Consider the following 25,418-nt stretch of genomic DNA (forward strand, 5'->3'; position numbering starts at 1 on the left):
CGGTTCCTATCTGCTATTGGCGAGCATGGCGTACTGAGCCGAGATTCGTTGGTACACATCCTGTTTCTGTGTGGACCAGACCTCGGCTGCGTACCGCCCATACGCGGCAAGGCAACGGAACGGGAATTCGTTCTTGCTCGGCCCGTGGTACTCGACGCACCGTGCACCAGGCAAGCCTGATGGTGGGTCGACCGGGCGCTGGAACTTGGCGGAGCCCTTATCGGTGACGTACGTTGCGGCCGCCGCGGAGTCCCGGGTCCTGACCACCTGGCCTGCGCCGTAGCTCACCAAATCCACGCCGGTTTTATCGAAGAGGGCCCGAGTTGTGTTCGGGTCATCGGCCGGGTGTAGCGCACCGTGCGCGTCGAGTGTGCCGTCGAAGGCGAAGGCGGTCGAGTCTCCTGCCGGTCGTATCAGGGTCATCCGAATGATCCCCTGCGGATCCAATGGGAGATCGGCGAGTTTGTCCTTCGGCGTTGGTTGGAATGCCTTGAGGCGGTCGACCGTGACAGATATCGCCTTGTCGGACAGGGAAAGCAAGCCGGGCTGATCCGACTCGTGAAGCATTGCGTTCTCGTGGTTGATAGCGAGGGCGAGCACGACGAACTTCCCGGTGGCATACCACGATGCGAGCGCCTGGTCCTTGGCTGTCCACGCGATCTGAGCACTGGGGTAGGTGGTCGAGTGCGCAGGCTCGGTCCCCTCGTCCTTGCCGAAGCCGCTGCGTGCCAGGGCGCTTGCGGCCGTGGTCGCCGCGTCATCGCTCTCGAAGACCATGACGGCATCCTTGAGCTCAAAAGAGATCGCGGAGTCTTCGTTGGAGCGTGCGCCGGTCTGGAAGCCGGCGATGAATCCAGGTGTATTTGCATCGAACTCGGTCATATTGAGCCAGCCGAAGGCGGCCGCATTCCCCGCCAATTGATCAGCGAGGAAGCTGTCGCCACTGGTGAACGGGTTCACGTCGGGGACATTATGTGTCAGGGCTGGATCGATGTCCTGTGCCAGCGGCATTATGTTGCCGATCCGGAGTGCTTCGAGGTATTTGCCGATCTGCGCCGGATTCTTGGCCTGGACATTCCGGGGCTTCGTCCCGTAATTTCCGGTATCGAGCTTGCTCAGATCGACCGACTGTTCCTCAGCCGCATGCGATTCCGACCCACATCCAGCGCTCACCAGTACCGACACCGCAACCGCAGCGGCTGCCGCCACGCGCACTCCGATGCGAGCCGACCGTAGTCGGCCAAAGCCGTGACGCATGTCGAGCATCCCCCCGCCGATACCAAGTTTTCTGTGCGATCTTGCTTCTGGTGTGCAGAGTGTACTGGGCGGTTGGGGTGTGGGGCGCATCGTGCCAATCAGATCGGTGACTTGTCACAGGTACTGGCTGTTCGCCAGGACCGCGTGCTGGGCCGCCGCCTTTTGCTGGGCGTCGTCGAGTTGGGAGCTCGCCACGCGGGCCACGTAGCGGTCGTAGTGGAGGGTGCAGAGGTATTTGTCCGAGGCGTTCCAGGCGTCGAAGGAGTTGCCGGACTTGGGTTCGGGGTTTTCGACGCAGGCCGCGTTCGGCGCACCGGCGGGCGGTGCCGCGGAACCGGGGATGATGCGGTTGATGCCGGACCAGAGCGCGGTGGCGGACTTGGGGTCTCGGGCGCGGAAGAGCAGGCCGCCCTTGCGGGCCGTGGAGATGCGGTCGACACCGTTGTCGGTGAGGAGGGGTTTCCAGGTGGCCTGGTCGCTGACGTAGTGGAGGTAGCCGCGGGGGTTGTGGGTTACTTCCACGATGGGGTCTGGGTCGGGAAAATCGCCGGGGTGCAGGGTGCGCCGGAGCATGGCGTCCGGGTCGTATTTCATGCGGAAGATCTCGCGCGGTGATAGCGCGGGTGCATGGTCGAGGAGCGGGAGTTGCGCCGCGAAGATCTGGTCGGCGAGGGTGCACAGGCCATCTAGGTCCGGTTTGGGTCGGGCCACATAGATATTCTGGTCGGGGAATTGCAGGACCGTCACATTGAACGAGGTGGCGTCGGGATTGCCCGCGGCACCGGCGAAGGGGCTGAAGTTGCCCGAGAGATCCCAGCTGGTGGACTTCGTCAGCTCATGCGTACTGGCCGCGGCCGAGAAGCCGAACATCATGCCGTTGCTTTCCAGCACGGGTTGGACGGCACCGGCGAGCACCATCGAATACCTCGTCGTCCTGGTTGTAAGCAGTGGCAGCGCAAGGACATTGTGGCCGAACTTTGCGTCGACGTCTGTCCCGGTGACGACATTGTCGGCCAGCCGTGCCAGCGCGAACGCCTTGCCGTCATCCGAGCCGTAGTAAGGCTTGGCGCGCAACGAACATGCTGCATCTGGACACCGGAACTCGCACGAATGGCCTCCAGGCCTCGATCTGGGTGCGCGAAACCGTATGTCTGCGATACTCACAGGCCGGTTGGCTGATCACCCACGAACACGTCTCGATCCCGATCAACCCCCAGAACCTCCAAGCCTGGCTCCCCGCCGAAAAGGATCAGCCCGCCTGACCGGAAGGTCGGCGATCAGCGCAGGGCCGGGGTGCCGGTCAGGTAGTGCTGTTCGGCCGGGGTGGTCACCATTTGCGCAGACGATCGGCGGAACTCGGATCAGGCGCCCGGCGCCGCTGGGATCACCGATCCGCGAACGTGGGACCATCCAGTCGGCAGCTCCCCGGCACTCGCCGAATCATTCAGTCCCACAACCTCGGTGACCAGTGTGTAGGACGGGACGCAACCCCCTTCGCCTGGCCCCGGTTCAGGACGCCTCGCGATGGTCGTCGGTCATCACGGTCACGCCGATTTACGCAGGGCGGTCAAGACCCGGATGGCGTCGGACAGCGGGATCATCCGTTCGGGCTGTCCTCGGTGGCCAAGCCCATTTCGATATATTGGCGGATCAGCATCGATGCGGTGACGCAGTGTTCGGCGGCTGTCTCACGGATCTGCTGACGCAGCTCTGCGGGCAGTTTCAGCGAGGTGGTGGCCATGCCGGTTTCGATCTCGTCATAAGTGGGCGGCAGGGGCGGCACGGCAGTGGTGTCGTCGAAGGTGACCCGTTGAGGAAGGCGTTGGCTTCCTCAACGGTGCGCGGGTAGCCATGGTCTGGCGTGTTGTTCATTTGTCGGCCTCCCATGCGGTGTATTCGGCGAGCTGGTGCGGTCCCATCGGCACGGCCATCAGGGTCTGCCAGCGTGTGGCGGGCGAGGGCAGGTGCCGCAGGACGGTCTGGATCGGCGTGGGTGCCGACAGCGTAGGTCAGCCAGGGCCACACGAGAACGCCGCAGGGCAGCCCCGAGGTCACGCGCGACACGAGCCATCGCGCCCCGCGCCTCACCCTGCTCACGCGCGGGGCGGGTTACGCCGCTTGGGCGCGAACCAGTTTGACGATCAGCGGTAGATCCGCCAGCGTCAGGGGGCGATCCACCGGCTGGTTCAGATCATGCTCGACGAGCCACCGCAGGTATTCCGACTGACTCATGCCCCGTTCCTTGGCGCGGGCCTTCAGCCGGCGGTCCTGGGTGGGGGTCAGCTTCACTGACCGTGGAATATTGGCCAGCTCGGTTTCGGCATCGGCCGGGGGTGGCAACAGTTGCGCTTGATCGGTCTGAATGCGCAAGCGCTGCATCATCTCCAGGATTTGATCGGGGGTCATGTTCTCGAAATCGTTTGCCGGATCAGTCATGGCGGGCTCCCACGCTTCGAAGTCGGCGACCAGCCCCGGTTCCTCGATGGGCGGCTTCAGGATGCCCTACGGTTGTCATCGTTCTCGTGGTGAGCGATCACCGCGAGCAGCTCGCGTACCCACGCCGGCCGCTGCTTGCCGATTCCGGCGGTCGCGATGTCGTGTTCGATCAGCGAGCGGATATACGCCGACTGTGACAACCCCAGCGCCGCGGCCCGGGCCTTGCACGCCTGGTCGAGGTCGTAGGGCATTTTGATCGACCGGGGAACGAAGACAGGTTCGGCGTCAGGGCCGACCGTGATCCCCAGATCCTTCTCGGTCACCGTCTCGCCAGTGAACTCGAGGCGCTCTTTGATCGCTGCCACCTCGGCTGGGCTCATGTCGTAGAACGGGTCAGTCATTTTGAGTCGCCTCCCAGAGTGCGAAGTCGGCGATCTGCTCAGTGGTGAGATAGGTCGCGTCGAAGATATAGATGTCGCGGCCGGTGTGGCGGGCATAGACGGCGAGGGCCCGGCCGTTGTCGGCGCGGCCGGATATTACGAAGGTTCGCAGCCCGGTCGCGGTGTCGGTGGCGAGCTCGAGTCGGACGCGTCGTTTGCCGGTCTGCCATGCGTTCACCATGTCGAATACCTCGTTGATGTCCACGCCGGTTTTCGCCAACATCTGTGCCAGCGCCCAGTACCACTCGATCGCCATAGTGCAAGACTACCGAGAAGACTACCAGCATGGGCTGGGATGGAACAGAATCCGCAGCGTTGTTCTGAGCCGCCCAATTAAAGATGACGACCCTTCCGGGTCGTCATCACCGCCGGGTCGCAGCCCCGCTCAGGTAGTGCTGTTCGGCCGGCGTGGTGACCATTTGCGCGGTGGTCATGGTGGCGGGGGTGTGCACCGAGATGGTGTGTGGGGCATCCGGGTGCTGGACGATCGTCACGTCGGCGTCGGGTTGGTAATCGGCGGAGATGGATTCGTGGATCGTGACCACCGTGGCCGAGCCCGGGGGAGCGCTGGCCGGGACACCGTCGAAGACGATGACCGTGGCGGCCGGGCTGGGGAGGCGGCCGGTGATGGCGGTGCCGCGGGAGCTGTGGGTTACCGAGGAGGCCAGGGAGAGGGCGTGGGGGGCGGCGACATTGGTCACCATGCCCTGCCAGGCTCCCGGGCGGGAAGTATGGACCACCGCGCCGGCGCCGAGGGCGATGGCGCGGAGGATGACCTGTTGGGCCAGTTGGAGGCTGGCGATGATGTCGATGCGGCGGGAGCCGTCGCCGATGAGGGGGACCGCGATGCCGCTGCCGGTGGCGTCGGCGCCGATCAGCTGGCCGCAGCCCGCTGTCGGCATGGTGATGTCGGTGAGGACGTCCACGGGGCCGCGGTAGCCGCTGGGTCGAATCTCCTGGGTGCCGTACGCGAGGATGTCCATGAGCGCCCACATTTGGCGGCGGGGTAGTTCCTTCAGGCCCGCGACCGGGGGTTCACCGTGCTCGTAAGGGGTGTCGTAGCGGACTCGGGCGTCCACCTCGATGATGCTCGCGGGCTGGCCGGGCTTCGCGCCCGGCTCGGGGACCGGTTGCAGGCGGACGGTCACCGTGGTGGCGAGGCTGCGCACGGCCCAGATCTTGGCCAGGCCATCGGAATTGAACAGCTGGGGATCGATCTGGTAGCTCGTCAGGTGGACCCCGTTGTGCTCCAGGTTGTCCGGGTGCTCGGTGAATTCGCCGACAGAAATACCGCGGGTGAGCTCACGCACTGCGGTCGTCATCTCGGACGTGGTCAGTACCGACGCCGTAATACCGTGCCCAGCAAGGCGATTCGCGACCCGTCGGGTGGCGACCAGGGCCGAGCGCAGGGCGCCCTCGGGACCACCGCCGCGATTGTCGACGGCCTTGGCGTTGTCGAGCGGATTCAGGCGCAGCACCAGCCACATGGTGCGGTGTGCGATGGCGGGCAGCGGGCCCAGGATCTCGTCGTAGAGGCGGCCCAGCGGTGCGATGCTGGCCGCGTAGCCGGAGATCACCGCCTCGGTGCTGGCGGTGCGGGTGCCGGTGCTGATGACATCGACCGAATGCAGCTCGACATCGTATTGCCGCAGGCAGGCCGCGATCTCGTTGAGCGGCAACAGCTGATCGGTACTCAGTGAACCGCGCCGCAGCAACGTCAGCGTGTCCGGCGGCGGATCGATGCGCAGCATGGTGGTCAACAGCGTGCCGTCCCAGCGCAATCCGCAGCTGCCGCCATCGGGCAGCGGGACGTCGACCAGGGCGTTCTCGTCGAGACTCGCGCGGCGTGCCTGCTTCCAGCGATACCCGACCCATCGTCCCAGCCGCAGCCCGATCGGCGTGCCGGCCACCGGCACCAGTCCGATGAGCGCGGGCACCAGCCCGGCCACCAAGGCCGCCCACCAGGGTGCGCGCAGCGCAACCACGACCAACGAGACCGCGACTCCGATCAACATGACTGGAATCACCAGCCGCAGAGGAAGATTCCGCAGCAGCCACAGATTGTCGGACCGCAACTCGGCCGCGACCGCATCGGCGACAGCGGTGGGATCCGAGCCCGTGGGCCGAGCGGCGGACTCGGGAGCACTGGGCGGTCGAGGCCTCGGCGGTTCCGGAGCGGACTCCCGCTCCCGCGTCGGCGGAGCAGGACGCGGCGGCGCCGCGACACTCGAGCCGCGCCGGTCGAAGGCTGCCGGTCTACTCTGCCCGTATTCGCCGGGCCTATCCGGGCCATTGCCGCCCTGCGAGAACGGGTCGAACCCGCCGTGCCCGACATCGCCACTCTCGCCGCGTGGATGGCTGCCCGATCGCGCGGGCGGGACGTTGTGGGGTCCGCCGGGGCCGGAGCCATCCGGCTCACCCCGCCCGTAATTGCCCCACTCACCCTGCGGATAGTTGCTCGGACCGCCCGGCCCGAAGCCCGGTGCGCTCGGCGCGAAGTTGCCGGGGCCGCCCCCGGGGCTCATGCCGTCCGAACCGCCCTGTGGATACCCGCTCGGCGGGCGGGCGTGCCGCTCTCGTTCGGGGTAGACCCCGTCCCCGCCCTGTGGGTTCCCACCATTTCCGCCCGGCTGATAGCCGCCCGCTCCCCGCGGAAAGTCGTTCACAGTTCAGTTGCCCCTCAGTCGGCGGCCGACGATAGGTTGAGTGACGCGAGCAGGGTGCTCAGCGCGGCCTTCATGTCGGGGCCCTCGATCCGCATGAGCACCGACTCGTCGACGGCGCTCAGATCGATGGATTCGTCATTGGCCAGCCGGAATTCGCGTTCCTCCTCGGCGGCCTCGATCAGGTTGCGGATGAAACGGCCGTTGCCGGCCACGTCGACACCGCGGCGCGGTTGCCCGCTCTGGTCGGTGCTCTCCATGGTGTAGAGCTTCTCGCAGGTCGTGACCAAGGCGCGCAGTGCGTCCTCGGACAGTTCCGAATCCCGCTTGGACGCGACGACCTCGCCGATCCGGCCGAGCTCTTCCGCCGTGTAGGACGGGAACTGGAGCCGCTTGGCGAAGCGGGAGGCCAGACCGTCGTTGGCGGCCAGGAAGCGGTCGATCTCGCCGTCGTATCCGGCGATGATCACCACCAGGCGGTCGCGGTCGTTCTCCATGCGGGCCAGCAGCGTGTCGACGGCCTCGCGGCCGAACGCGTCACCACCCGAAAGACCCTGCTGGATAAGGGTGTACGCCTCGTCGATGAACAGCACGCCGTCCATGGCGGTGTCGATCAGCGCGTCGGTCTTGATGGCGGTGGAACCCAGGTGCTGGCCGACGAAGTCGGAGCGCTTGGTCTCGACGACCTTGTCGGTCTTGAGAATGCCCAGGCCGCAATAGATCTTGGCGACCACGCGCGCGATGGTGGTCTTACCGGTTCCGGGCGGGCCGGTGAACGCGAGATGCTGACCGCGCGCCGAACTCGAAAGTCCCTTCTCCGCACGGATCTTCGCGAGCTGCGCGCTCGACTGCAGCTTGGCCACCTGCGTCTTCACCGCGGCCAGGCCGATCTGCTTGTCCAGCTCGGCGCGCGCCTGCGCCAGGATCTCCTTGGCCCGGTCCTCGTGCTCGGCGGCCTGCTTCTCCTCCAGCGAGGGCGCCGAGGCCGGATCCCACCTGTCGGTGCGGGCCTCGATCACCTCCTTGGTGGTGAGGGTGATCCGGTAGGTGCGGTCACGCATGGCCGCGGTGTTGGCGTCGAAATCCGGTGCCTGCGAATACACCTTCTCGAACAGCGACTGCGCCTCATCGGCCTGACCCTGTTCGCGCAGGCACAGGCCGCGGCAGAACATGGCCGCGGTGCGCGCGGCCGGAATCGGGCCCGCCTCTGCGGCTTCCATCCGGCGAATCGCCTCACCGAACAGACCCAGCTGCGCACACGCTGTGCCGACCATCACATGCGCGCCGGCCGCCAGATACGGGTCTTCCCAACCCTCGGAACCGGCCAGCACGGTCATCACATCCGGCCAGCGCTGAGTGTTGTAGTGCAGGATGCCGCGCACGTACTTGGCGATGCGGCCGTCGATTTCGAAATCCGGCTCGGAAGCCCGTGCCCGCCGGTGCTTTTCGAGTTCGCCGAGCACCTGCTCGGCCTCGTCGTACTGCTTCTCGGCGATCAGATGCGCGGCCCACGCCAGATGGATCTCGGTGAAACCGGCCAGCGGGTAATCGATGTAGAGGCCCGGCAGGAAACGTCCGGCAAGCTGTCGCGGCGCCAGCCCCAACCGGCGCTGTTCCCGCCCGAGCGAGACGGTGCTGCACTTGTACAGATTGCTCAGAACATCCTTGGTGACCTCGCCGGCGGCGGCCCGGCCCAGCCACGCGTCGGCCATGGTGGGGTCCCATTCGGTCGCGCGCTGGAAGGCGAGTTTGGCGTAGTCGAGGTCCCGGTTCGACTCCTGGCCCTCGATGCTCAACCCCAGTGACAGCACTCCCGCATCGAAGGCGCGTTGGGCCTGGCGAGTGTCGATCATCCTAGTCGAACCCCGAATTCGTCGAGCCTGGTTGGTCTTTCGTTCACAATCCCCACCCACACCATGCGAATCGCACGGCTGCGGACAGTCGGATACATTATGGTTAACCGCCCTGGGCGGGCAACTGTTGAGAGCTACAGGGGAGCAGTTCAGCTAGTGACAGCACAGTCGATCAGTGGCCCGCGGGCGGCTGAACCCGAATTGTGCCGTGTGTCCGTCATCGGGGGGAATACCCAGCTCGACGTCGGTCTGCCGGCCAACGTTCCGATCGCCGCCTTCATCGGTGATCTGGTGCGCCTCATCGAATCCCGCAATCCGGACCCGATCGGCGGCGAGGAGGGGGGAACACCACTCCAGTCGCAGCATTGGACGCTGGCCAAATTGGGACGCGATATGATCGCGCCCAGTCAGACGCTCAATGACGCCGAGATCTACGACGGCGAATTGCTGGTGCTGCGGGCGGTTTCCGCCAAGGAAGCGCCCGCGCTGTTCGACGACGTCATCGACGCTGTGTCGAGGCTCACGGCCGAGGAGTTCCGCAGCTGGTCCGTGACCGCCGCACGGTGGACCGGACTGGTGGCCGGGGTGGCCGCGGTCGCGTTCGCGGTTGTGCTGGGGCTGATCTCGCGATCCGGGGGCGACAAGTTCGTGGCGCCGCCGCTGCTGCTGGGTGGCGCCGTCGCCGCGCTGGTCGCCGCCGCCATCGCCATGCGCAAGTACGCCGACGAGCTGACCGCGACCGTGCTCACGCTGTGCATGCTGCTGCTCACCTTCGGCGGCGCGGCGCTGGCCGTGCCCGGCTCGGTGGGCAGTCCGCACCTCATGCTCGGCGCGGCCGCGACCCTGCTGCTCGCCGTGGTCGGCTACCGCATCATCGGGGCCGGCGCCGCGGTGGTGTCCGCTGTCGTGACCGTGGTGATCCTCTCCGGAATCGGCGCGGCCGTGCGGATGATCTGGGATGCCGGAGTGCCGAAAGTGGCTGCGGGCGTACTGGTCGCGTCGATCATCGTGCTGTCGATGGTGCCGCGGCTGGCCGCCATGCTGGCGCGACTACCCGTGCCGCCGGTGCCCACCGCCGGCGCCGCCATCGATCCGGCCGACCACGAACCCCGCCCCACCATCGAGGGCATCGGCGCCATCGGCGCGACCGTGCTGCCCTCCGCGCACGGACTCGGGCAGCGTGCCCGCACCGCCAATCAGTTCCAGACCGGCATCGTCATCGGCAGTGCGCTGGGTGCCGTCGCCGGTGCGCTCGGCACGGCCGACCCACTGCACTCCGACCGCTGGCAGGGTATCGCCCTGACCGTCGTCATCTCGATCATTCTCTGCCTGCGCGGACGCTCGTTCGCCGATCTCACCCAGGCCGCCACGCTGATCGCCAGCGGCTGTGTCACTTTCATCGGTCTGGCGGTGCTGCTGGCACTGTCCGATGACGGGATGCTGCTCGTCTCCGCCGGACTGCTGCTGGTATTCGCGGTGGGAGCCGTCGGATTCGGCGTCATCGGCCCGCACGTCGAGGTCACCCCGGTCACCCGGCGCTTCAACGAGCTGTTCGAATACGGCCTGATCGTGTCGATCGTCCCGTTGGTGCTGTGGATCATGGACGTCTACTCGACGGCTCGGAACATATGATTCGGCGTCCCGGAAACTGGGCGCGAACACTGTGTGCGGGGGCGATTCTCGGCGGTGCGCTGCTGGGGCCGCAGGGCACCGCGGCGGCCACCGTCACCCAGCCCGATCCCGACCTCTCCCATATCGGGGATGCGCAGGCGCTGGCCGGCAAGCCCGCGCCACCGGTGCCGACCCAGAAGAACGCGGTCTGTGTCGAACAGTCGCTGAAGGGTGACACCCCGCGCGATGAACCCGTCGCGCAGAAGGTGCTCGACCTGCCCGGGGCCTGGCAGGCCAATCCGGGGCCGAACCACAGGGGCGCGGGGCAGAAGGTCGCGGTGATCGACACGGGTGTGAATCGGCATCCGCGGCTGGCGAACCTGCAGGGCGGCGGGGATTACGTCTCCGACGGAGACGGCACCACCGAGGATTGCGACGGCCACGGCACCCTGGTCGCGGGCATCATCGCCGCTCAGCCCAGCGCGGACGACGCGTTCGTGGGAGTCGCGCCGGACGCGGAGATCCTGTCGATCCGTCAGCTCAGCGACGCCTACAAGGCCAAGGACTCCAATGGCGGGGACACGCCGGGCAGCATGAGCAAGTCGGGGTACGGCAATATGCAGACCCTCGCCGCGGCCGTGGTGCGCGCGGTGAATATGGGTGCGACCGTTATCAATATCTCTGAGGACGCCTGCACGGCCGCCGGTGGCGACACCGCGGACAGCGCGCTCGGCGACGCCGTGCGGTTCGCCTACGAACAGAACGTGGTCGTGGTCGTCGCCGCCGGCAATGTGGACCAGGCCAATGGCTGCGGAACGCAGAACGACCAGTACAGCAATACCAAGACCAGCTGGGACAAGGTGAAGACCATCTCCAGCCCGGCCTGGTTCAACAAGTACGTGCTGGCGGTCGCCTCGGTCGACCCCAGCGGCGGACCCTCCAGCTTCTCGCTCTACGGCCCGTGGGTCGGTGTCGCGGCGATCGGGACCAACATCGTCTCGCTCGACAACAAGCCCGGCGGAACCGGGCTGGTCAACGCCACCGGTCTCGACTCGGGCCAGAAGGCCATCAACGGAACCAGTTTCGCGGCGCCGTACGTGGCGGGCCTGGCGGCGCTGGTGCGGGCGAAGTACCCGGACTGGACCGCGCGGCAGGTGATGAACCAGATCATGCTCACCGCGCATCAGCCCGGCACCGGCCGCGATGACCGCGTCGGCGCGGGCCTGATCGATCCGGTCGCCGCCCTCACCGCGCAGTTCCCGGCGAGCACGCTCACGGCGGACACGCCCGAGCTGCCGATCCATGTCGGGGCCGCGAAATCCCAGGCCTTCCCCACACCGCAAAAGCCTGTCGGCCCAGCGCGATTGCCGCGGCTGGTCGCCACCGTCGGAACCATCGTCTGTCTGTCCGCGCTGGGAATCGGTCTCGCCGTGTCGATTCCGTTCCGGCGACGCCGCCGCGACGACGAGCTACCCGACCTCGATTCCTAACGACCGGAGAAATACCCATGGCTACCGAAGGTTTCGTGCGCCGGCCCCGCATCGCCCCACCCCGCGCCCCGGGCGGTGAGATGGCGCTGACCGCGCCGCCGGAGATTCCGCGTCCGGTGCCCGCGCCGCTCATGAGCAAGCTCATGCCGGTCATCATGGTCGTCGCCATGATCGGCATGCTCGCCATGATGAGCTTGATGGGCCGGTCGATGCTGTCCAACCCGTACATGATGATGATGCCGATGATGATGATCATGTCGATGGCCGGCATGCTCATGGGTCAGCGCGGCAGCAGCAAGAGCTCCTCGGAGCTGAACGAGGAACGCAAGGACTACTTCCGGTACCTCGACCAGACCCGCCGCGAGGTCCGGCGCACCGGGCAGAAGCAGTTGGAGACGCTGGTCTGGAGTCATCCGGAACCGGCGGACCTGCCGTCCATCGTGGGCACCCGGCGCATGTGGGAGCGGCGGCCCAACGATCCCGACTTCGGGCATGTGCGCGTCGGCATCGGCACGCATCGGCTCGCGGCCAAGCTGGCGCGGCCGGAAACCGGTCCGCTGGAGGATCTGGAACCGGTCTCCACCGTGGCGTTGCGTCGTTTCGTGCGAACGCATTCCGTGGTGCACCACCTGCCGACCGCGGTGTCGCTGCGCGCCTTCCCCGCCATCAATGTGGAGGGGCCGGCCGAGGATACGCGCGGGCTGGTGTGGTCGATGCTCATGGAGCTCACCGCGTTCCACGGCCCCGACCACGTCGCCGTCGCCATCGTCACCGCCGAACCCGACTGCGAGGCCTGGGCGTGGGCGAAATGGCTGCCGCACGTGCAGCATTCGAGCCAGCGCGACGGCATGGGCGCGGCCCGCATGATCTACGGCTCGCTCGGTGAGCTGGAGACGGCGCTGGCCGACGATCTGCTCGAACGCGGGCGGTTCATGCGCAATCCGCAACCGACGCAGGGGCGCATGCACCTGGTCGTCATCATCGACGACGGATATGTCAGCGGCAGTGAGCGTTTGATCAGCGAGTCCGGTCTGGACGCGGTCACCGTCATCGATCTGAGCGCCGCCGAGAACAGCCTGGCCGCGCGGCGCGGGCTGCAGCTCGTCGCGGCCGGGGGAGAGGTGTTCGCCAAGAGCGCGGCGGGCACCGAGAAGTTCGCCAATGCCGACAGCGTGACCCTCGCCGAGGCGGAGGCGTTCTCGCGCAGCCTGGCTCGCTTCCGCATCGCCACCGCGGCGCAGATCGTCAGCCTCGGCGACAACACCTCCGCCGCCGACCCCGGTCTGATGAACCTGCTCAAGATCCCGGACGCGTCCCAGATCGACCCGGCCAAGGTGTGGCGGCCGCGCGCCGGACGCGAGCGACTACGTGTGCCCATCGGCATCACCCCGGACGGGACGCCCGTCGAGATCGACATCAAGGAATCCGCCGAGAACGGTATGGGGCCGCACGGCCTCTGCATCGGCGCCACCGGCTCGGGTAAGTCGGAATTCCTTCGCACACTGATTCTTTCGATGGTCACCACGCACTCGCCGGATCAGCTCAACCTGATCCTGGTCGACTTCAAGGGTGGTGCGACGTTCCTCGGTATGGACCCGCTGCCGCACGTGGCGGCGGTCATCACCAACCTCGAAGAAGAGCTCTCGCTCGTCGACCGTATGCGCGACGCGCTCGCCGGTGAGATGAACCGGCGGCAGGAACTGCTGCGCTCCGCGGGCAACTTCGCCAATGTCAACGAGTACGAGAAGGCCCGCGCGGCGGGCGTGCCGCTCGACCCGCTGCCCGCGCTGTTCGTGGTCATCGACGAGTTCTCCGAATTGCTCTCGCAGAAGCCGGATTTCGCGGATCTGTTCGTCATGATCGGCCGACTGGGCCGCTCGCTCCACGTCCACCTGCTGCTGGCCTCGCAGCGGCTGGAGGAGAACAAGATGCGCGGCCTCGACTCGCATCTGTCCTATCGCATCGGTCTGCGTACGTTCTCGGCCAACGAATCCCGCGCGGTGCTCGGCATCACCGACGCCTATCACCTGCCCGGTGTCCCGGGTTCCGGCTACCTCAAGAGCGACGCCTCGGATCCGTTGCGGTTCAACGCGACCTATGTATCGGGTCCCTACGTCGCGCCCCGGGCCGCCCGGCAGGCCGCGGACGGCACCACCGTCGTCGAAGCGCCGCCGCGCGAATTCACCGCCGCGATGGTCGAAATCCTCGAGCAGCCCGAACCGGAGAACCCGCTCGATCCGCTCGACCTGCTGCCGCCCCCGCCGCCGACGGGCGACGAAGGCCTGCCCGACAGCCTGCTCCAGACCGTCGTGAAACGACTGACCGGTCATGGTCGCCCGGCCCACGAGGTCTGGCTGCCGCCGCTGGACGAGTCGCCGACCGTGGACATGCTGCTGCCGGATCCGGACTGGCGGTCGCCGGTCAACCGGCACGGGCAGCTGTGGATGCCGATCGGCATCATCGACAAGCCCTATGAGCAGCGCCGCGACGTGCTCACCATCAATCTCGCCGGGGCGCAGGGCAATGTCGCCGTGGTCGGCGGCCCGCAGTCCGGCAAGTCCACCACGTTGCGCACCATCATCATGTCCGCGGCGGCCACGCACACGCCCGAACAGGCGCAGTTCTACTGCCTCGACTTCGGTGGTGGCTCCATGGCGGGTCTGGTCGGCCTGCCACACGTGGGTTCGGTCGCCGGCAAGCTCGACTCCGACAAAGTGCGGCGCACCATCGCCGAACTCGCCACCCTGCTGCGCGAACGCGAAGAGCGCTTTGCCGCCCAGGGTATCGAATCCATGGCCGAATTCCGGCGGCGCAAGCACGCCGCGCTGGCCTCGGACCGCGCCGACGACCCGGTACTGGCCGACCGATTCGGTGACGTGTTCCTGGTGATCGACAACTGGCAGGTCGTCCGCGAGGAATTCGACAGCCTGGAGCCGGTGGTCGGACAGCTTGCCGCCCAAGGTCTTTCGTATGGCATCCACGTGATCCTGGGCGCGAACCGCTGGGGCGAGATCCGCGCCTCCGTGAAGGACATGATCGGTACCCGCATCGAGCTGCGCCTGGGTGACCCCTCCGACTCCGAGATGGGCCGCCGCGTCGCGGTCAACGTCCCGCTCAACCGGCCCGGCCGCGGTCTCACCCCGGACCAGCTGCACATGCTCATCGCCATGCCGCGCCTGGACTCCGACACCAACGTCCAGAATCTGGCCGAGGGTGTGGCCGCCGCACGCACCGAGATGCAGGCCATCTGGGGCGAACGCCGCGCACCCGCCGTTCGCACGCTGCCCGGTAGCGTGCCCCGCGAACAGGCGCTGGAACTGGCCCGCCGCCACGGAATTCAGCAGAGTCCCACCAAGGTCGTCATCGGCATCGGCGAATCCGAGCTGCAGCCGATCGTCCTGGATTTCAGCTCCGACCCGCACTTCATGGTCTTCTCCGAAGTCGAATCGGGTAAGACCACGGTGCTGCGCAACATCATTCGCGGCCTGGCGGAGAGCTCCAATGCCGACACGGCCCGCGTCATCCTCATCGACTACCGCCGCACTCTGCTGGGGGTGCTGGAAGGCGACCAGCTGGCCGGGTACTCGACCTCCTCGCAGACCTGCGGCGGCATGATCAAGGAGGTAGTCAACTACCTCTCCAAGCGCATCCCCGGCTCCGACATCACCCCCCAGCAGCTGCGCGATCGCGACTGGTGGACCGGTCCGGAGATCTACGTCGTCGTCGACGACTACGACATGGTCGTCGCGGGCGGAAACCCCCTGGGCGCCTTGGTGGAACTCCTGCCGCAGGCCCGCGACATCGGCCTGCACGTCATCATCTCCCGCAACATGGGTGGCATCTCCCGAGCCCTCTACGACCAGGTCCTGGGCTCGATGAAGAACCTGTCGGTCCCCGCCCTCCTCATGAGCGGTTCCCGCGACGAAGGCAAACTCATCGGCGACATCCGCCCCATGCGCCTCCCACCCGGCCGGGGCATCCTCTGGTCGCGCTCCCGCGGCGACGAAATGATCCAAATCGCCGACCTCCCCGCGCTGTAACCGGGTGGCGCACAAGGAAGTCGCATGAACACATCGGCCCCGGCTCGATATCCGGCGGCCACCGCATCGAACGCGCGCGCTCGGCAGCGGCGGAATGGGCACGGTCTACCTGGCCGCCCACCCCGCCCTGCCCCGCCGCGACGTCCTCTGGCCCCCTCGCCGAAGATCTCGAATTCCGTGCCCGGTTGGACCGCGAAGCGAATCTCGCCGTGCCCCCCGACCCTGCGAACATCGTCGCCGTCCACCGCACGCCGTCTGCGGACGCGCGACCTGCCGAAAGCGTCTATGCCAGTGACGATCCGAAACTGCGCCGCTGAGATGCAGTAGCCACAGGGATCACGTGGTTGCCGGGCCCGGCTCGGTGATCGCGCCGGGGAGGGTGCGCAGGAGTGGGTTGTGGGTGAGGGACCAGATGGTGGTGGGGTCCGGGTTCAGGGTGAAGCGGGTGGTCTCGCCTGCTGCCAGGGTGAGGGTTGGGCGCGTCGCGACGGGGTGGGGCCAGGCTGCGGTGGGGCGTTCGAAGAGGGCTCGGGAGGGGCCGGTGGCTTCGGGGCCGGCTATGCGGGCGAGGTGGAAGCCGGCGCGGAGGTAGTAGGCGTGGAGGTCGGTGTTGGTGGTCCAGGCGTCGAGGCGGACCCAGGTGCGGTGTTGTTCGCGGGCCAGGTGGGCGGCGTGGGCCAGGAGGGTTTCGCCGACACGGATTCCGGCGAAGCGCAGGTCGACGATCATGTAGTGGATGATCACGGCGTCGGCGAGTTCGCCGGGAGACCAGAGGTTTTCGTCGGCGCGGTCGTTGACGGTGATGGTGCCGGCCGCTTCACCGTCCAACTCGGCGATCCAGGTCTCGTCCTGGCGGACCGCGTGGGCCACGGACCGGACGAAGGTCTCGATGGGGAGTCCTCGCCCGGCCCGCGTCCACTGGTCACTGCCGCGCGCCGCCAGCCAGCTCGTACGTTGCAGCCGGAACCGGGTGATGGTCCCAAGATCGGCAATACGGGCGCGGCGCAGGTGCGGTTTCATGGTGAACCGGGTAGCCGGGAATTACCGAAGGAATGGGAATTTCCGGACGGAAATGGAGCGCCCAGAGTTTTACGAATTATGTCCGTTCCTTCGTCATCGCCCAATTCGTATGCCAATCGGTTGCGGGCCGCTGTGGAACGATGGCGCGTCACTCGAGTGACGTGATCGTGATTCGCTCCGATGCGGAGATGGTCGAGCAGTAGCGTACCCGGGCCCACGCCCAGCAGCGCCGCCTCCTCGGCCGTGGCGGGTCGGGCGACGATGGTGTCGCGATGGGCGGTCTCGGCGAATCCGCGTTCGGCGAGCCGCCGCGTGGTGCCCTCCGGGATATCGTATGGTGCGTCGATTCCGGTGGCCTCGGCCAGATCTCGCGGATAGAAGCTGACCTCCCACGACCACGGCTCGTTGTCCAGATACTGCATGATCGTGCGTGACACGACCCACTCGTCGCGCGCCACACCCAGCCAGTGCGCCACTTCCGGACTGGCCGGTTCCATTCTGGCGCTGAACTGTTTGGACGGCTCCCGCCCCGCGGCGCGCGCGATCTCGGAGAAGATGTCGTGCGCGGCCTTCGGCCGGTCCGGCCGAATATGGTTGGTGACAACGGATTCCAGCACTTCCTGACTGCGCACGATCGTGCCCCGGGAAGTGGCTGTGTAAACCAGGTTTTCGGCAACCAGGAGCTGAATTGCGTTGCGAGCTGTCGTAATCGAAACCTGCATCTGGTCGGCCAGCTCATTGTGACTCGGCAGTCGATCGCCCGGTTCCCACTTGCCGGCGCGGATCTCCTCGCGGAGGAGGTCTGCGATCCGTTGATATCTCGGACCGTCCGCCATCTCGCTCCTCGGTTGTTGCTTCAAGGCTCAGAAGTCTACTCCGGTAGTACTACTGCCGTGTAAGGCTTGACACCAGCATTCTGAGGTTTATTGTAATGAACGTCCTGAATGCGGTGTTGTTATACGTCGAAGAACGCGAGGCAACGTGGCAGGTTCGGAGACAACAAACACGGTCGTTGTGGCATTGCCCGACGTGTCCGCTTCGTATGCGGATATGGAGGCGCAGCCCTTGGCTGCCGGCCTATTGCCGACCTCCGACCTACTACTGCGCGCTTGTCGCGGTCACCGGGTGATCGGCGGACCCCTGCTGTGGTTCGCCCACGATCTCGCGGTGCTGCACGAGCGGCGGCTGGTCGGGCGCGGCGGTATCGGTCCGGAAACCGATCCCACCTCGATCGTCGAAACAAAGCGCCGCCGAATCGAATTGGTCATGGCCATCGACGACTGGATCGTGCGCTCGGTTCCCCAGCATCGGCTGGGTGCGACCCTGCACACCGAAACGGTCGGTTCGGTCATCGATCGCCTCGCAGAGGCTTCGGTTCGGGCTCATCACGCGTTGATGACCCTTGACGCGAATGATGAAATGCTACACGGCGCTTGGCACCATTTAGCCGAATTGTCGGACGCTTACGACGATCTCGTTCGTGATGTGCTCGCCGGTCGGCGGCGGCTCCCCGCCTGGTAAATAACGCAACAACTGTGCGGTCCGGGCCCGAGGGCGGCCCGGACCGCCATGTTCCGCGCGAAAGATCATTTGCAATTGCAGTGCGCGGAGTTGGCTACTTCGGCAGTTGCCGGATGGCCTCGTCGAGCAGTTTCACGGCCTTGCCGCACGCATCTGGTGAATTCGACAGATCGGACACCGTGAGCTTCAGTTGCTCGGCGTTGCCTTTATCCGTGGGCCGCACCGGATAACTGAGGTAGCAGTCGTTGCTGGAACGTGCGCCGGTGACATACGCGGTGAATTCGCCGGCCTGCAGGGTCTCGTAGGTCCACTCGCCCTGATCGGGGCGGCTCTGGTCGACCAGGTCGACGCGGACCCAGCCGTCCCGGCCGATGGTGGCGCAGGCGTGCGGGGAGCGCTGATGGTCGGCGATATCGCCGACGATCTCCCGAATCGTGCTGTCCTGCACCAGCGAACACGGGTCCACGCGCAGAATCGAACTCGACGGGACCGTCCGCTGCGGCACGTACGAGGTGAGCTGCTGCGCGACGGCGGTCAGCGCGTCCTCCGCCGCGGTGCAGGCGGTTCCCGGCTGGGCCGCGGGGTCCAGCTCCTCGGCCGACATCCGCAGCGGCACATTCCCGCCGGACTGGGTCACCAGCACGGTGTCGCATTTGTTGTCCGCGGCTCCGGCGCTGAGGATCGGGCCCCAGCCGGCGGTCCGGCCCGTCGGCGTCAACTGGTCCACACCGATGGCGTGGTCGGGAATGTCCAGGTTGTAGTGGACCTTTCGCTGCGTCGAATCGACCACGGTGGTGCCGCAGCCGCCCTCGGGCGAGGCTTGCGGATCACCGGTGCGGGTGCCGAGCTTGCCGGGCACCGCCTTGTCGATGACCGCGCAGAAGTCCAGCAGCCGCAATTCCATGGCCGTCAAGTCCAGTGACGGGTCCGTGCGCGGCTGCGCATGGCCGTCGGTCTGCGACGACCGGCTCAGCCCCGCCAGCGTGCCGCTCACCACCACCAGTCCGGTGACGGCCGCCGCCGCCCAGCCGATCGTGCGCCGCCGCCGACCGGCCAAGCGCGCCAGCTGATCCCGGTAGCGGGTCTCCTGCTCACCGCTGGACGCCCACCATTCGGCATCTGCTCGATGCGTCTCGATGAACTCCAGCACCGGCTGCGGCCACGCCGATTCCGCGGGAATCCGCTCCGCCTGCTCCAGCAGCTGACGCGCGGACGGGCGATGCGCGTGATCGGGCGCCAGGCAGGACTCCACCAGTTTGCGCAGCGCATGCGGAACCGCCTGCAGATCCGGTGTGGCGGACATGGATCCGGTGGCGGCCAGGACCAGCAGCATGCCGACCGCGTAGATGTCGACGGCGGAGGTCACCGGCTCGCCCCCGGCCTGCTCGGGGGCCACGTAGGGCGCGGCGTCGGCGACGGCGGCCGAAGCGCCCTCGCCGTCGCGTGCCCGGGTGATGCCGAAATCGATGATGCGCGGGCCCTCGGGCATCAGCAGGACATTGCCGGGCTTGAGATTCCGGTGCATCAGCACCGCCCGGTGCACCTCGGTCAGGGCGGTGGCCAGGCCGGTCGCCAGCAGGCGCAGCGCCGGCAGCGGCAGCGGACCGCAGGCCGCGACGACCGTCGCGAGATCCGGCGCCGGCAGGTATTCGGTGGCAAGCCAGGGGCGTTCGGCATCCGCGTCGCTGTCCACCACGGCCGCCGTATAGGGTCCGGTCAGCTGCTTGGTGGTCTCCAGCTCCCGCTGGAAGCGCGCCCGGAACTCCATATCCACGCTCTGCGAGCGGTGAATCTGCTTGACCGCCACCAGCTTTCCGGTGGGGGTGCGGCCCAGCAGCACCCGGCCCATATCGCCGGTGCCGATGACGGCGATCATATGGTGCGGGCCGATCCAGCGCGGATCGTCGGGCAGCAGTGCCTTCATCGCGGACCTCCCATGATCGCGTACTGCGCCGCCGCCAGCTGCCGGACATCGGTCTCGGTATTGCTGTAGACCACCGCCACATACCCGTCGCGCACCACCACACAGCGATAGCGGCGGGCCGGCACGGATTTCGGGTCCGGGCGGGTCGCCTGCGAACAGGTTGCGGCGGTCAGGCCGCGGACATTACGCATCCAGGTGTACTCCGAGTTCTCAGGGTCGGCGGCGAGGTCTCGGCCGTACTGTGCGGCGGCCTTCGAATCCCGCATCCGATACAGGTACTTGTTGTGGGACACCGCCAGCGCCGTGACGCCGCTGCCGGAATATTTGCCGAAAGTGTGCGGTGGCTCCGGTGAGAGCGCCGAGAAGGCGCGGACCCCGAAGGCGGCGAACGTCTTCGGGTCGGCCAGCGGATCACCGGTGCGCACCAGCCGGGTCAGCAAGCCGTCCGGATCGAGCGGCACCGTGGCCGGATCCGGAACGGGGGAGGCGTCGAAACCGGCCAGCCCGGCCACCTGCTTGCGATAGGTGGTGGTGACCATGTCGACCAGCCGGTTCAGATCGGGATCCGGCAGTTCGGCGTACACCCGGATCACCACGTTCTTCCACGCCATGAGACTGCCCAGCGACGGGACGCCCGGCCGCCAATGACTGAGCGCAGCCGGGAAGGCATCGACCCCGACCGGCGCGTTGTCGGGACTCGCCTCGAAATCGACCCGGGCCATCTCCGCCGCGGCCGCCGTCGCCGACCGCTCATCGCGAAATGCCGTGAGCGACACCGCCAGATACTTCTGCGGCGGACCGTCACCGGCAGGCCGGTTCGCGGCCGCGATACCGAAGGAACCGGCCACCCCGAAGGGGCGCGCCGCCGCCCGCTGCTGCGGCGAGAGCGTGGTCTCGTGGAAGCCGCGATCGTCGGCCGAGATCCCGCCGCCGCGCACCGTCGTCAGGTCGGGATCGATATCGGTCGCGAAAATGATGTAATCGGCCAGCCGCACCGACTCGGCGAAGATCCCGCGGATCCGGCTCGGCCGCCGATCGAAGTCATCGACGCCGTGAATCGCGTACGGCCCGTAATCCGGTGCACCGCCGTCGTTCCCGCACGCGGCGGCCAGGACCAGCACGGCGGCACCCATTCCGGCGGTGCACCATCGCCCGGACCTCAGACGCATCCGTTCCCCTCACCCACCGGTCAGTGGCGGGCCGGCCGTACGTGCAAAACCCGCATCGCGCCGAGGCGAGCGGCGCGATCGAGCCACAAACTAGCACCCGGCCGGTGCCATGTCATGCGCAGCCTTCCCGGCCGAAGCCACTGCCCGCGAACGGATTCGGAACCGGTGCGGGAACCGGCCCCGGCTCAGCCCCGATAGTGCCGGTGGTCGGCCCCGAAATCATCGGCGACGGTGGCCGCCAGCTCGACATACGCGCGTTTGGCGGGCTTGCTCAGGCGGTGCAGATCGATCTCAGCGCCCTCACCCAGATGCGCGTCGTAGGGAATGATGTGCACTGCGCGGCAACGCGACAGGAAATAGTCGCGCAGCTGATTGATGCCGACATTCGGGGCGCCCGGGCGCGGCAGGTTGATCACCACCACGGCATTGCGGACCAGATGATCGTGGCCGTGCAGCGACAGCCAGTCCAGGGTGGCGGCGGCACTGCGCGCGCCGTCGATGGCCGAGGACGAGATGAGCACCAGGGAGTGCGCCAGATCCAGCACACCCGCCATGGCCGAATGCATCAGGCCGGTACCGCAGTCGGTGAGGATGATGTTGTAGAAGCGCTGCAGGATGCGCGCGACCGCGCGGTACTCCTCCTCGCTGAACGCCTCCGACGCCGCCGGATCCCGCTCACTGGCCAGCACCTCCAGGCGGCTGCTGCCCTGCGAAGTATGACGGCGTACATCCGAATACCGCTGAATCTGTTCGTCCAGCAACAGATCCCGCACTGTCGACCGCGTCTGCAGCGGCACCCGCTGCGACAACGTCCCGAAGTCCGGATTCGCGTCGACCGCGATCACCCGGTCCCCGCGAATCGAGGAGAAGATCGAGCCCAACCCCATGGTGGTCGTCGTCTTCCCGACGCCGCCCTTCAGCGACAGCACCGCGATCCGGTAATCCCCGCGCACCGGCTGCCGGATCCGCGCGACCAACTCCTGCAGCCGCCGCTCCTCCGCCGACATCCCGGGATTGATGGCGCCACCGGACATATGGTGCACGGCCCGCCGCCACCCCGACTCCGGAGCCTTCTTGGCCCGCCGCATCGGCACATCATCCAGCGACGGCACAGACCCGCCGGCAAAACCGCTCGGCCCGCTCGCACCCCAGGTGCCCGGCCCACGAACCCCTGGCTGCGCGGAAGCCATGCCGTATTGCCCGAAACCGCTGGGCCCGGGCTGCCCTGCGCCACCCGGCCCCGGAGCGCCGGTGCCGTACCGGCCAGGAGCCACTCCGTACTGCCCGGGGACACCCGAGTGCCCGGCTGCTGCCATGTCAGCCGGCTGTCCCGGGCCGCCGGGCATCGCGCCCGCGTCAGGCGCGGAACCGTTCGGCTGAACGGCACCCTGTTCCTGTCCCGGTGCGGCCGAAGGCATTTGCCCGCCGGGACCCGGGCCCTGAGACCCGTCCGCACCAGGTTGTCCTGGCGTGCCCCAAACCGGCTGTCCCTGCGCGTGTTCGCCGGGCGCGCCCATCCCATGCGGCCCGTGGCCACCGGCCTGCGGACCGGTCAGACCGGCAGCGGCCGCCTCGGACATGGGGGCGTTCGCCCACGGATTCGCGTCCGGGTTGGCATCCGCGCCACCCGACATCGGACCGTCCGGTCCTTGCGCCCAGGGATTCAGCTGCGGCGGAACAGCACCTGCCGGGAAGCCCGAGCTCTGCCGCATCGGCGGCACTCCCGAGTCGGTCCGGCCCGGGCCACCTGCCTGAGGTCCGCTGAAACCGGCAGCGGCTGCCTCGGACATGGGTGCGTTCGCCCAGGGGTTCGCACCCCCATCGGGGTTGCCGTACTGGACATCCGCATTGGTGGAATTCGGACCCTGTGCCTGCGCCCACGGATTCGGCTGCGGCGGAACGGGACCCGCTGGGAAGCCGGGATGCGGCTGCATCACCGGAACTCCGGAGTCGGCTGCGGGCGGCATTCCTTGCATTCCCGGCATCGGTCCCGGAACCGGTGGCGCGGGCGGCATCCACTGGCCGTCATTGCCGGACATCTGTGCCCCAGGCGCAGGAGTGTGAGGCAGCGGGCCGGCTCCAGCGCCCTGCGCCAGCGGGCCCGCTCCCTGTGGACCGGGTGCGGGGACCTGGGGTATCGGTCCCGTGCTCTGCGGTGCGATGCCGGGGATCTCGCCAATCGGGCTGGGGCCCTGTGGGCCCGCCGCGGAGGGCGGCGGTGTGGTGCCGTGCCTCGGCGGCAGTGGCGGGCGGCCGTCGCGTTGGCCGTGCGCGGACGCCGCGGAACTGCCCTGCTGTTCAGGAGGTATCGGGCCGCCGAGCTGGGGGTCCGAGGGCAGCGGGAGGGGGCCTTCGATGGCGCGGTGGCGGCCCGGCACCATCGACTGGTCGAAATCGGCTTTCGGGTCGGCCTGTTCGCCCTCGGCGGGTGCGCCGGTCAGGCCGGCCGGCTGAGCCTCGAGCAGTTCGTGGGTGGCGGCCGTCGTGTTCGGTACGGGCGCAGCGTCATTCGCGGCAGACGGGTTGGGAATGCGTGTGGTGAGGTCGGCGGGCGGACGCTGACCGCCAGCTTCCTGAGGGTCCCCGAGGCCATTGTCCGTGTCGCGTCGACCCGGGATGGCGGCCTGGTCGGAGTCCGCCCGGTTGGCGTCATCTGGCTGACGGGAATCCGATTGACCTGCGGCGGGGCCGGTTTCGGGGGCCGGGGGGATCGGTGTGCGCGTGGTCGGGGCGGCCGGGGCGATGATGCCGGAGCCGGTCGCGTCCAGGTCGCCCGGGGCCGGGGGCAGGGGCGGGTGCGCCATCTTGGTGGTGGCGTCGGCCGGATCGGCTGCGGTGCCGGCTTCGCCGGGGGACGGGGGCAGCGGCGGACGTGCGGCGCGGAACGCCGGATCGTTTGCGGCCGGGTCGACTTCACCGGGGGAGGGCGGGAGCGGCGCCCGGGTGGCCGGATCCGCAGGGGGACGCGCGGGGTTGGCCGGGCCGGGAGTACCCGCGGCCGATGCACCGGCGAGGGAGGCGCCCCTCGGATGCGACTCAGCGGCACTCGGGTCCTGTGGTGAGTTCGGCGAAGACGGCAGTGGCGGCGGGGTGAAGTCGGGTTTGGCCCGCTGCGGTTGCGCCGGAGCGGACAGCGCGGCCGGATCCATGGGCTCGGCGGGCGGCGTGGGCGGCGTCGAGAATTGCGGACTCTGCACCGGTCCCAGCGGACCCGGATGCGGGGCCGGCCGAGCCGGTTCGGCACTGGGGATGCGCTGCGTCGGATCAACCGGGGGCGTCGGCGGGGGCGAGAACTGCGGACCGGGCGTGGGTCCGATCGGGCCCGAATGAGGGCCCGGGCGAGCCGGTTCCGGGGCGGCCGGGTGTCCGGGTTGTCCGCCATTGGCCGGAGGGATGTCGAAGCGAGGCCCCTGCGGAAGGTTGGGCGCCTGGCCGGGATGCGGTGTACCGCCGAAGCCTTGACCGTTGGGGCCTTGCCCATTGTGCGGCCCGGGCCCAGGACGCTGGCCGTTCTGCGGGAGCTGGGTCGGGGTTTGGCCATTCGGCGGCTGCGCCGGGCCGTGGCCACTGGGCTGTGGCGGTCGCGTGTCGTGTCCGTTGGACTGCTGATTCGCGCTGCCCGACTGATCGCCGCGGTGCGGGAGGTTGAAGTGGGTGCCGGGGTCGCGGGTCGGCATCGGGGTGGCCGGCTGCGAGGCCCACGGATTCGGCTCGGCGCCACCGGAGGTGGAGGCGGGATTCGCGGCGGGCGGGGCGGTGGGCTCGCGTGGCGCGTCCTTGCGTGGCTTGCGCCGGCCGAAGAGGCCGCGGCCGCCCTTCTGCTCGGGGATGACCTCGTCCTGGGGGAGGTTCTCGACGGGAGCCTCGTAACCGGTTGCGGCGACTTCGCTCTCGGAGAGCCAGGGCGGGAGCATTGGGAGTCCGTCGTTCTCGCGACTCACATCTACCCCCGGTGTTCGATTGAGCGTGCAGGACAGCGCGTAGTTTAACGATC

17 protein-coding genes are annotated in these 25,418 nt (G+C 67.9%); 4 read left to right on the top strand and 13 right to left on the bottom strand.

From position 1 onward, the window contains the following. Positions 1 to 6 precede the first annotated feature (6 nt). The 8 genes from ACFXKA_RS02775 to eccA all read right to left on the bottom strand — a co-directional run bounded on the left by ACFXKA_RS02775 (position 7) and on the right by eccA (position 8,649). Entirely contained in the window at positions 7 to 1,209 is a 1,203-nt protein-coding gene (locus ACFXKA_RS02775; RefSeq protein ID WP_379425608.1) for a hypothetical protein, read from the bottom strand. 162 nt (positions 1,210 to 1,371) lie between these two features. Continuing rightward, positions 1,372 to 2,331, bottom strand: a complete 960-nt coding sequence (locus ACFXKA_RS02780; RefSeq protein ID WP_379425609.1) for a hypothetical protein — start codon at positions 2,329 to 2,331, stop codon at positions 1,372 to 1,374. A gap of 523 nt (positions 2,332 to 2,854) precedes the next feature. After that, positions 2,855 to 3,040, bottom strand: a complete 186-nt coding sequence (locus tag ACFXKA_RS02785) for a CopG family transcriptional regulator (RefSeq protein ID WP_379425611.1) — start codon at positions 3,038 to 3,040, stop codon at positions 2,855 to 2,857. Positions 3,041 to 3,366: 326 nt separating this feature from the next. Next, a complete protein-coding gene (locus ACFXKA_RS02790) occupies positions 3,367 to 3,693 on the bottom strand; it encodes a plasmid mobilization protein (protein WP_354830412.1) in 327 nt (108 codons plus the stop codon). A 56-nt stretch (positions 3,694 to 3,749) separates the two neighbouring features. Further along, positions 3,750 to 4,073 carry a hypothetical protein gene (locus ACFXKA_RS02795; protein WP_379425612.1) on the bottom strand — a complete coding sequence of 108 codons (324 nt, stop codon included), beginning with the start codon at positions 4,071 to 4,073 and terminating at the stop codon, positions 3,750 to 3,752. A 13-nt stretch (positions 4,074 to 4,086) separates the two neighbouring features. Next, positions 4,087 to 4,389: a hypothetical protein gene (locus ACFXKA_RS02800; RefSeq protein WP_379425614.1), complete on the bottom strand. Its 303-nt coding sequence runs from the start codon at positions 4,387 to 4,389 to the stop codon at positions 4,087 to 4,089. Positions 4,390 to 4,495: 106 nt separating this feature from the next. Next, on the bottom strand, positions 4,496 to 6,658 hold the full coding sequence (gene eccE / locus ACFXKA_RS02805; RefSeq protein ID WP_379425615.1) for a type VII secretion protein EccE: 2,163 nt from the start codon (positions 6,656 to 6,658) through the stop codon (positions 4,496 to 4,498). Between the two features lie 155 nt (positions 6,659 to 6,813). After that, the gene (gene eccA, locus ACFXKA_RS02810; RefSeq protein WP_379425616.1) at positions 6,814 to 8,649 is read right to left on the bottom strand and encodes a type VII secretion AAA-ATPase EccA; all 1,836 of its coding nucleotides are present in this window, start codon (positions 8,647 to 8,649) and stop codon (positions 6,814 to 6,816) included. A gap of 210 nt (positions 8,650 to 8,859) precedes the next feature. Between eccA and eccD the strand changes: the two genes are divergently transcribed. From eccD to eccCa, 3 genes are read left to right on the top strand one after another with little or no spacing between them, the layout of a single operon-like run. Next, a complete protein-coding gene (gene eccD, locus ACFXKA_RS02815; RefSeq protein WP_379425618.1) occupies positions 8,860 to 10,281 on the top strand; it encodes a type VII secretion integral membrane protein EccD in 1,422 nt (473 codons plus the stop codon). Beyond that, positions 10,278 to 11,750, top strand: coding sequence for a type VII secretion-associated serine protease mycosin (gene mycP / locus ACFXKA_RS02820; protein ID WP_379425620.1), 1,473 nt, complete (start codon positions 10,278 to 10,280; stop codon positions 11,748 to 11,750). The genes eccD and mycP overlap by 4 nt, the downstream gene beginning before the upstream one ends. Before the next feature lie 17 nt (positions 11,751 to 11,767). Continuing rightward, complete coding sequence (gene eccCa / locus ACFXKA_RS02825) at positions 11,768 to 15,790, top strand: type VII secretion protein EccCa (protein WP_379425622.1); 4,023 nt, start codon at positions 11,768 to 11,770, stop codon at positions 15,788 to 15,790. A gap of 336 nt (positions 15,791 to 16,126) precedes the next feature. Here the strand turns inward: eccCa and ACFXKA_RS02830 are convergent, their stop codons facing one another. Further along, entirely contained in the window at positions 16,127 to 16,810 is a 684-nt protein-coding gene (locus tag ACFXKA_RS02830) for a GNAT family N-acetyltransferase (RefSeq protein WP_379425624.1), read from the bottom strand. Further along, on the bottom strand, positions 16,807 to 17,646 hold the full coding sequence (locus ACFXKA_RS02835) for a GntR family transcriptional regulator (RefSeq protein WP_379425626.1): 840 nt from the start codon (positions 17,644 to 17,646) through the stop codon (positions 16,807 to 16,809). Before ACFXKA_RS02835 ends, ACFXKA_RS02830 begins: the two co-directional genes overlap by 4 nt. Before the next feature lie 331 nt (positions 17,647 to 17,977). On the opposite strand from ACFXKA_RS02835, the gene ACFXKA_RS02840 reads away from it, so the two are divergent. Further along, positions 17,978 to 18,331, top strand: a complete 354-nt coding sequence (locus tag ACFXKA_RS02840; protein WP_354830395.1) for a DUF4254 domain-containing protein — start codon at positions 17,978 to 17,980, stop codon at positions 18,329 to 18,331. A gap of 94 nt (positions 18,332 to 18,425) precedes the next feature. Here ACFXKA_RS02840 and ACFXKA_RS02845 read toward each other — a convergent pair whose 3' ends face one another. The 3 genes from ACFXKA_RS02845 to ACFXKA_RS02855 form a co-directional block, all read right to left on the bottom strand. Next, on the bottom strand, positions 18,426 to 20,255 hold the full coding sequence (locus ACFXKA_RS02845; RefSeq protein WP_379425628.1) for a protein kinase: 1,830 nt from the start codon (positions 20,253 to 20,255) through the stop codon (positions 18,426 to 18,428). Next, positions 20,252 to 21,388 carry a hypothetical protein gene (locus ACFXKA_RS02850; protein WP_379425630.1) on the bottom strand — a complete coding sequence of 379 codons (1,137 nt, stop codon included), beginning with the start codon at positions 21,386 to 21,388 and terminating at the stop codon, positions 20,252 to 20,254. Before ACFXKA_RS02850 ends, ACFXKA_RS02845 begins: the two co-directional genes overlap by 4 nt. Positions 21,389 to 21,609: 221 nt before the next feature. Next, entirely contained in the window at positions 21,610 to 25,338 is a 3,729-nt protein-coding gene (locus ACFXKA_RS02855; protein WP_379425631.1) for an AAA family ATPase, read from the bottom strand. Positions 25,339 to 25,418 lie beyond the last annotated feature (80 nt).

It is taken from the genome of Nocardia sp. NPDC059228 (genome assembly GCF_042754245.1).
GTDB lineage: Bacteria > Actinomycetota > Actinomycetes > Mycobacteriales > Mycobacteriaceae > Nocardia.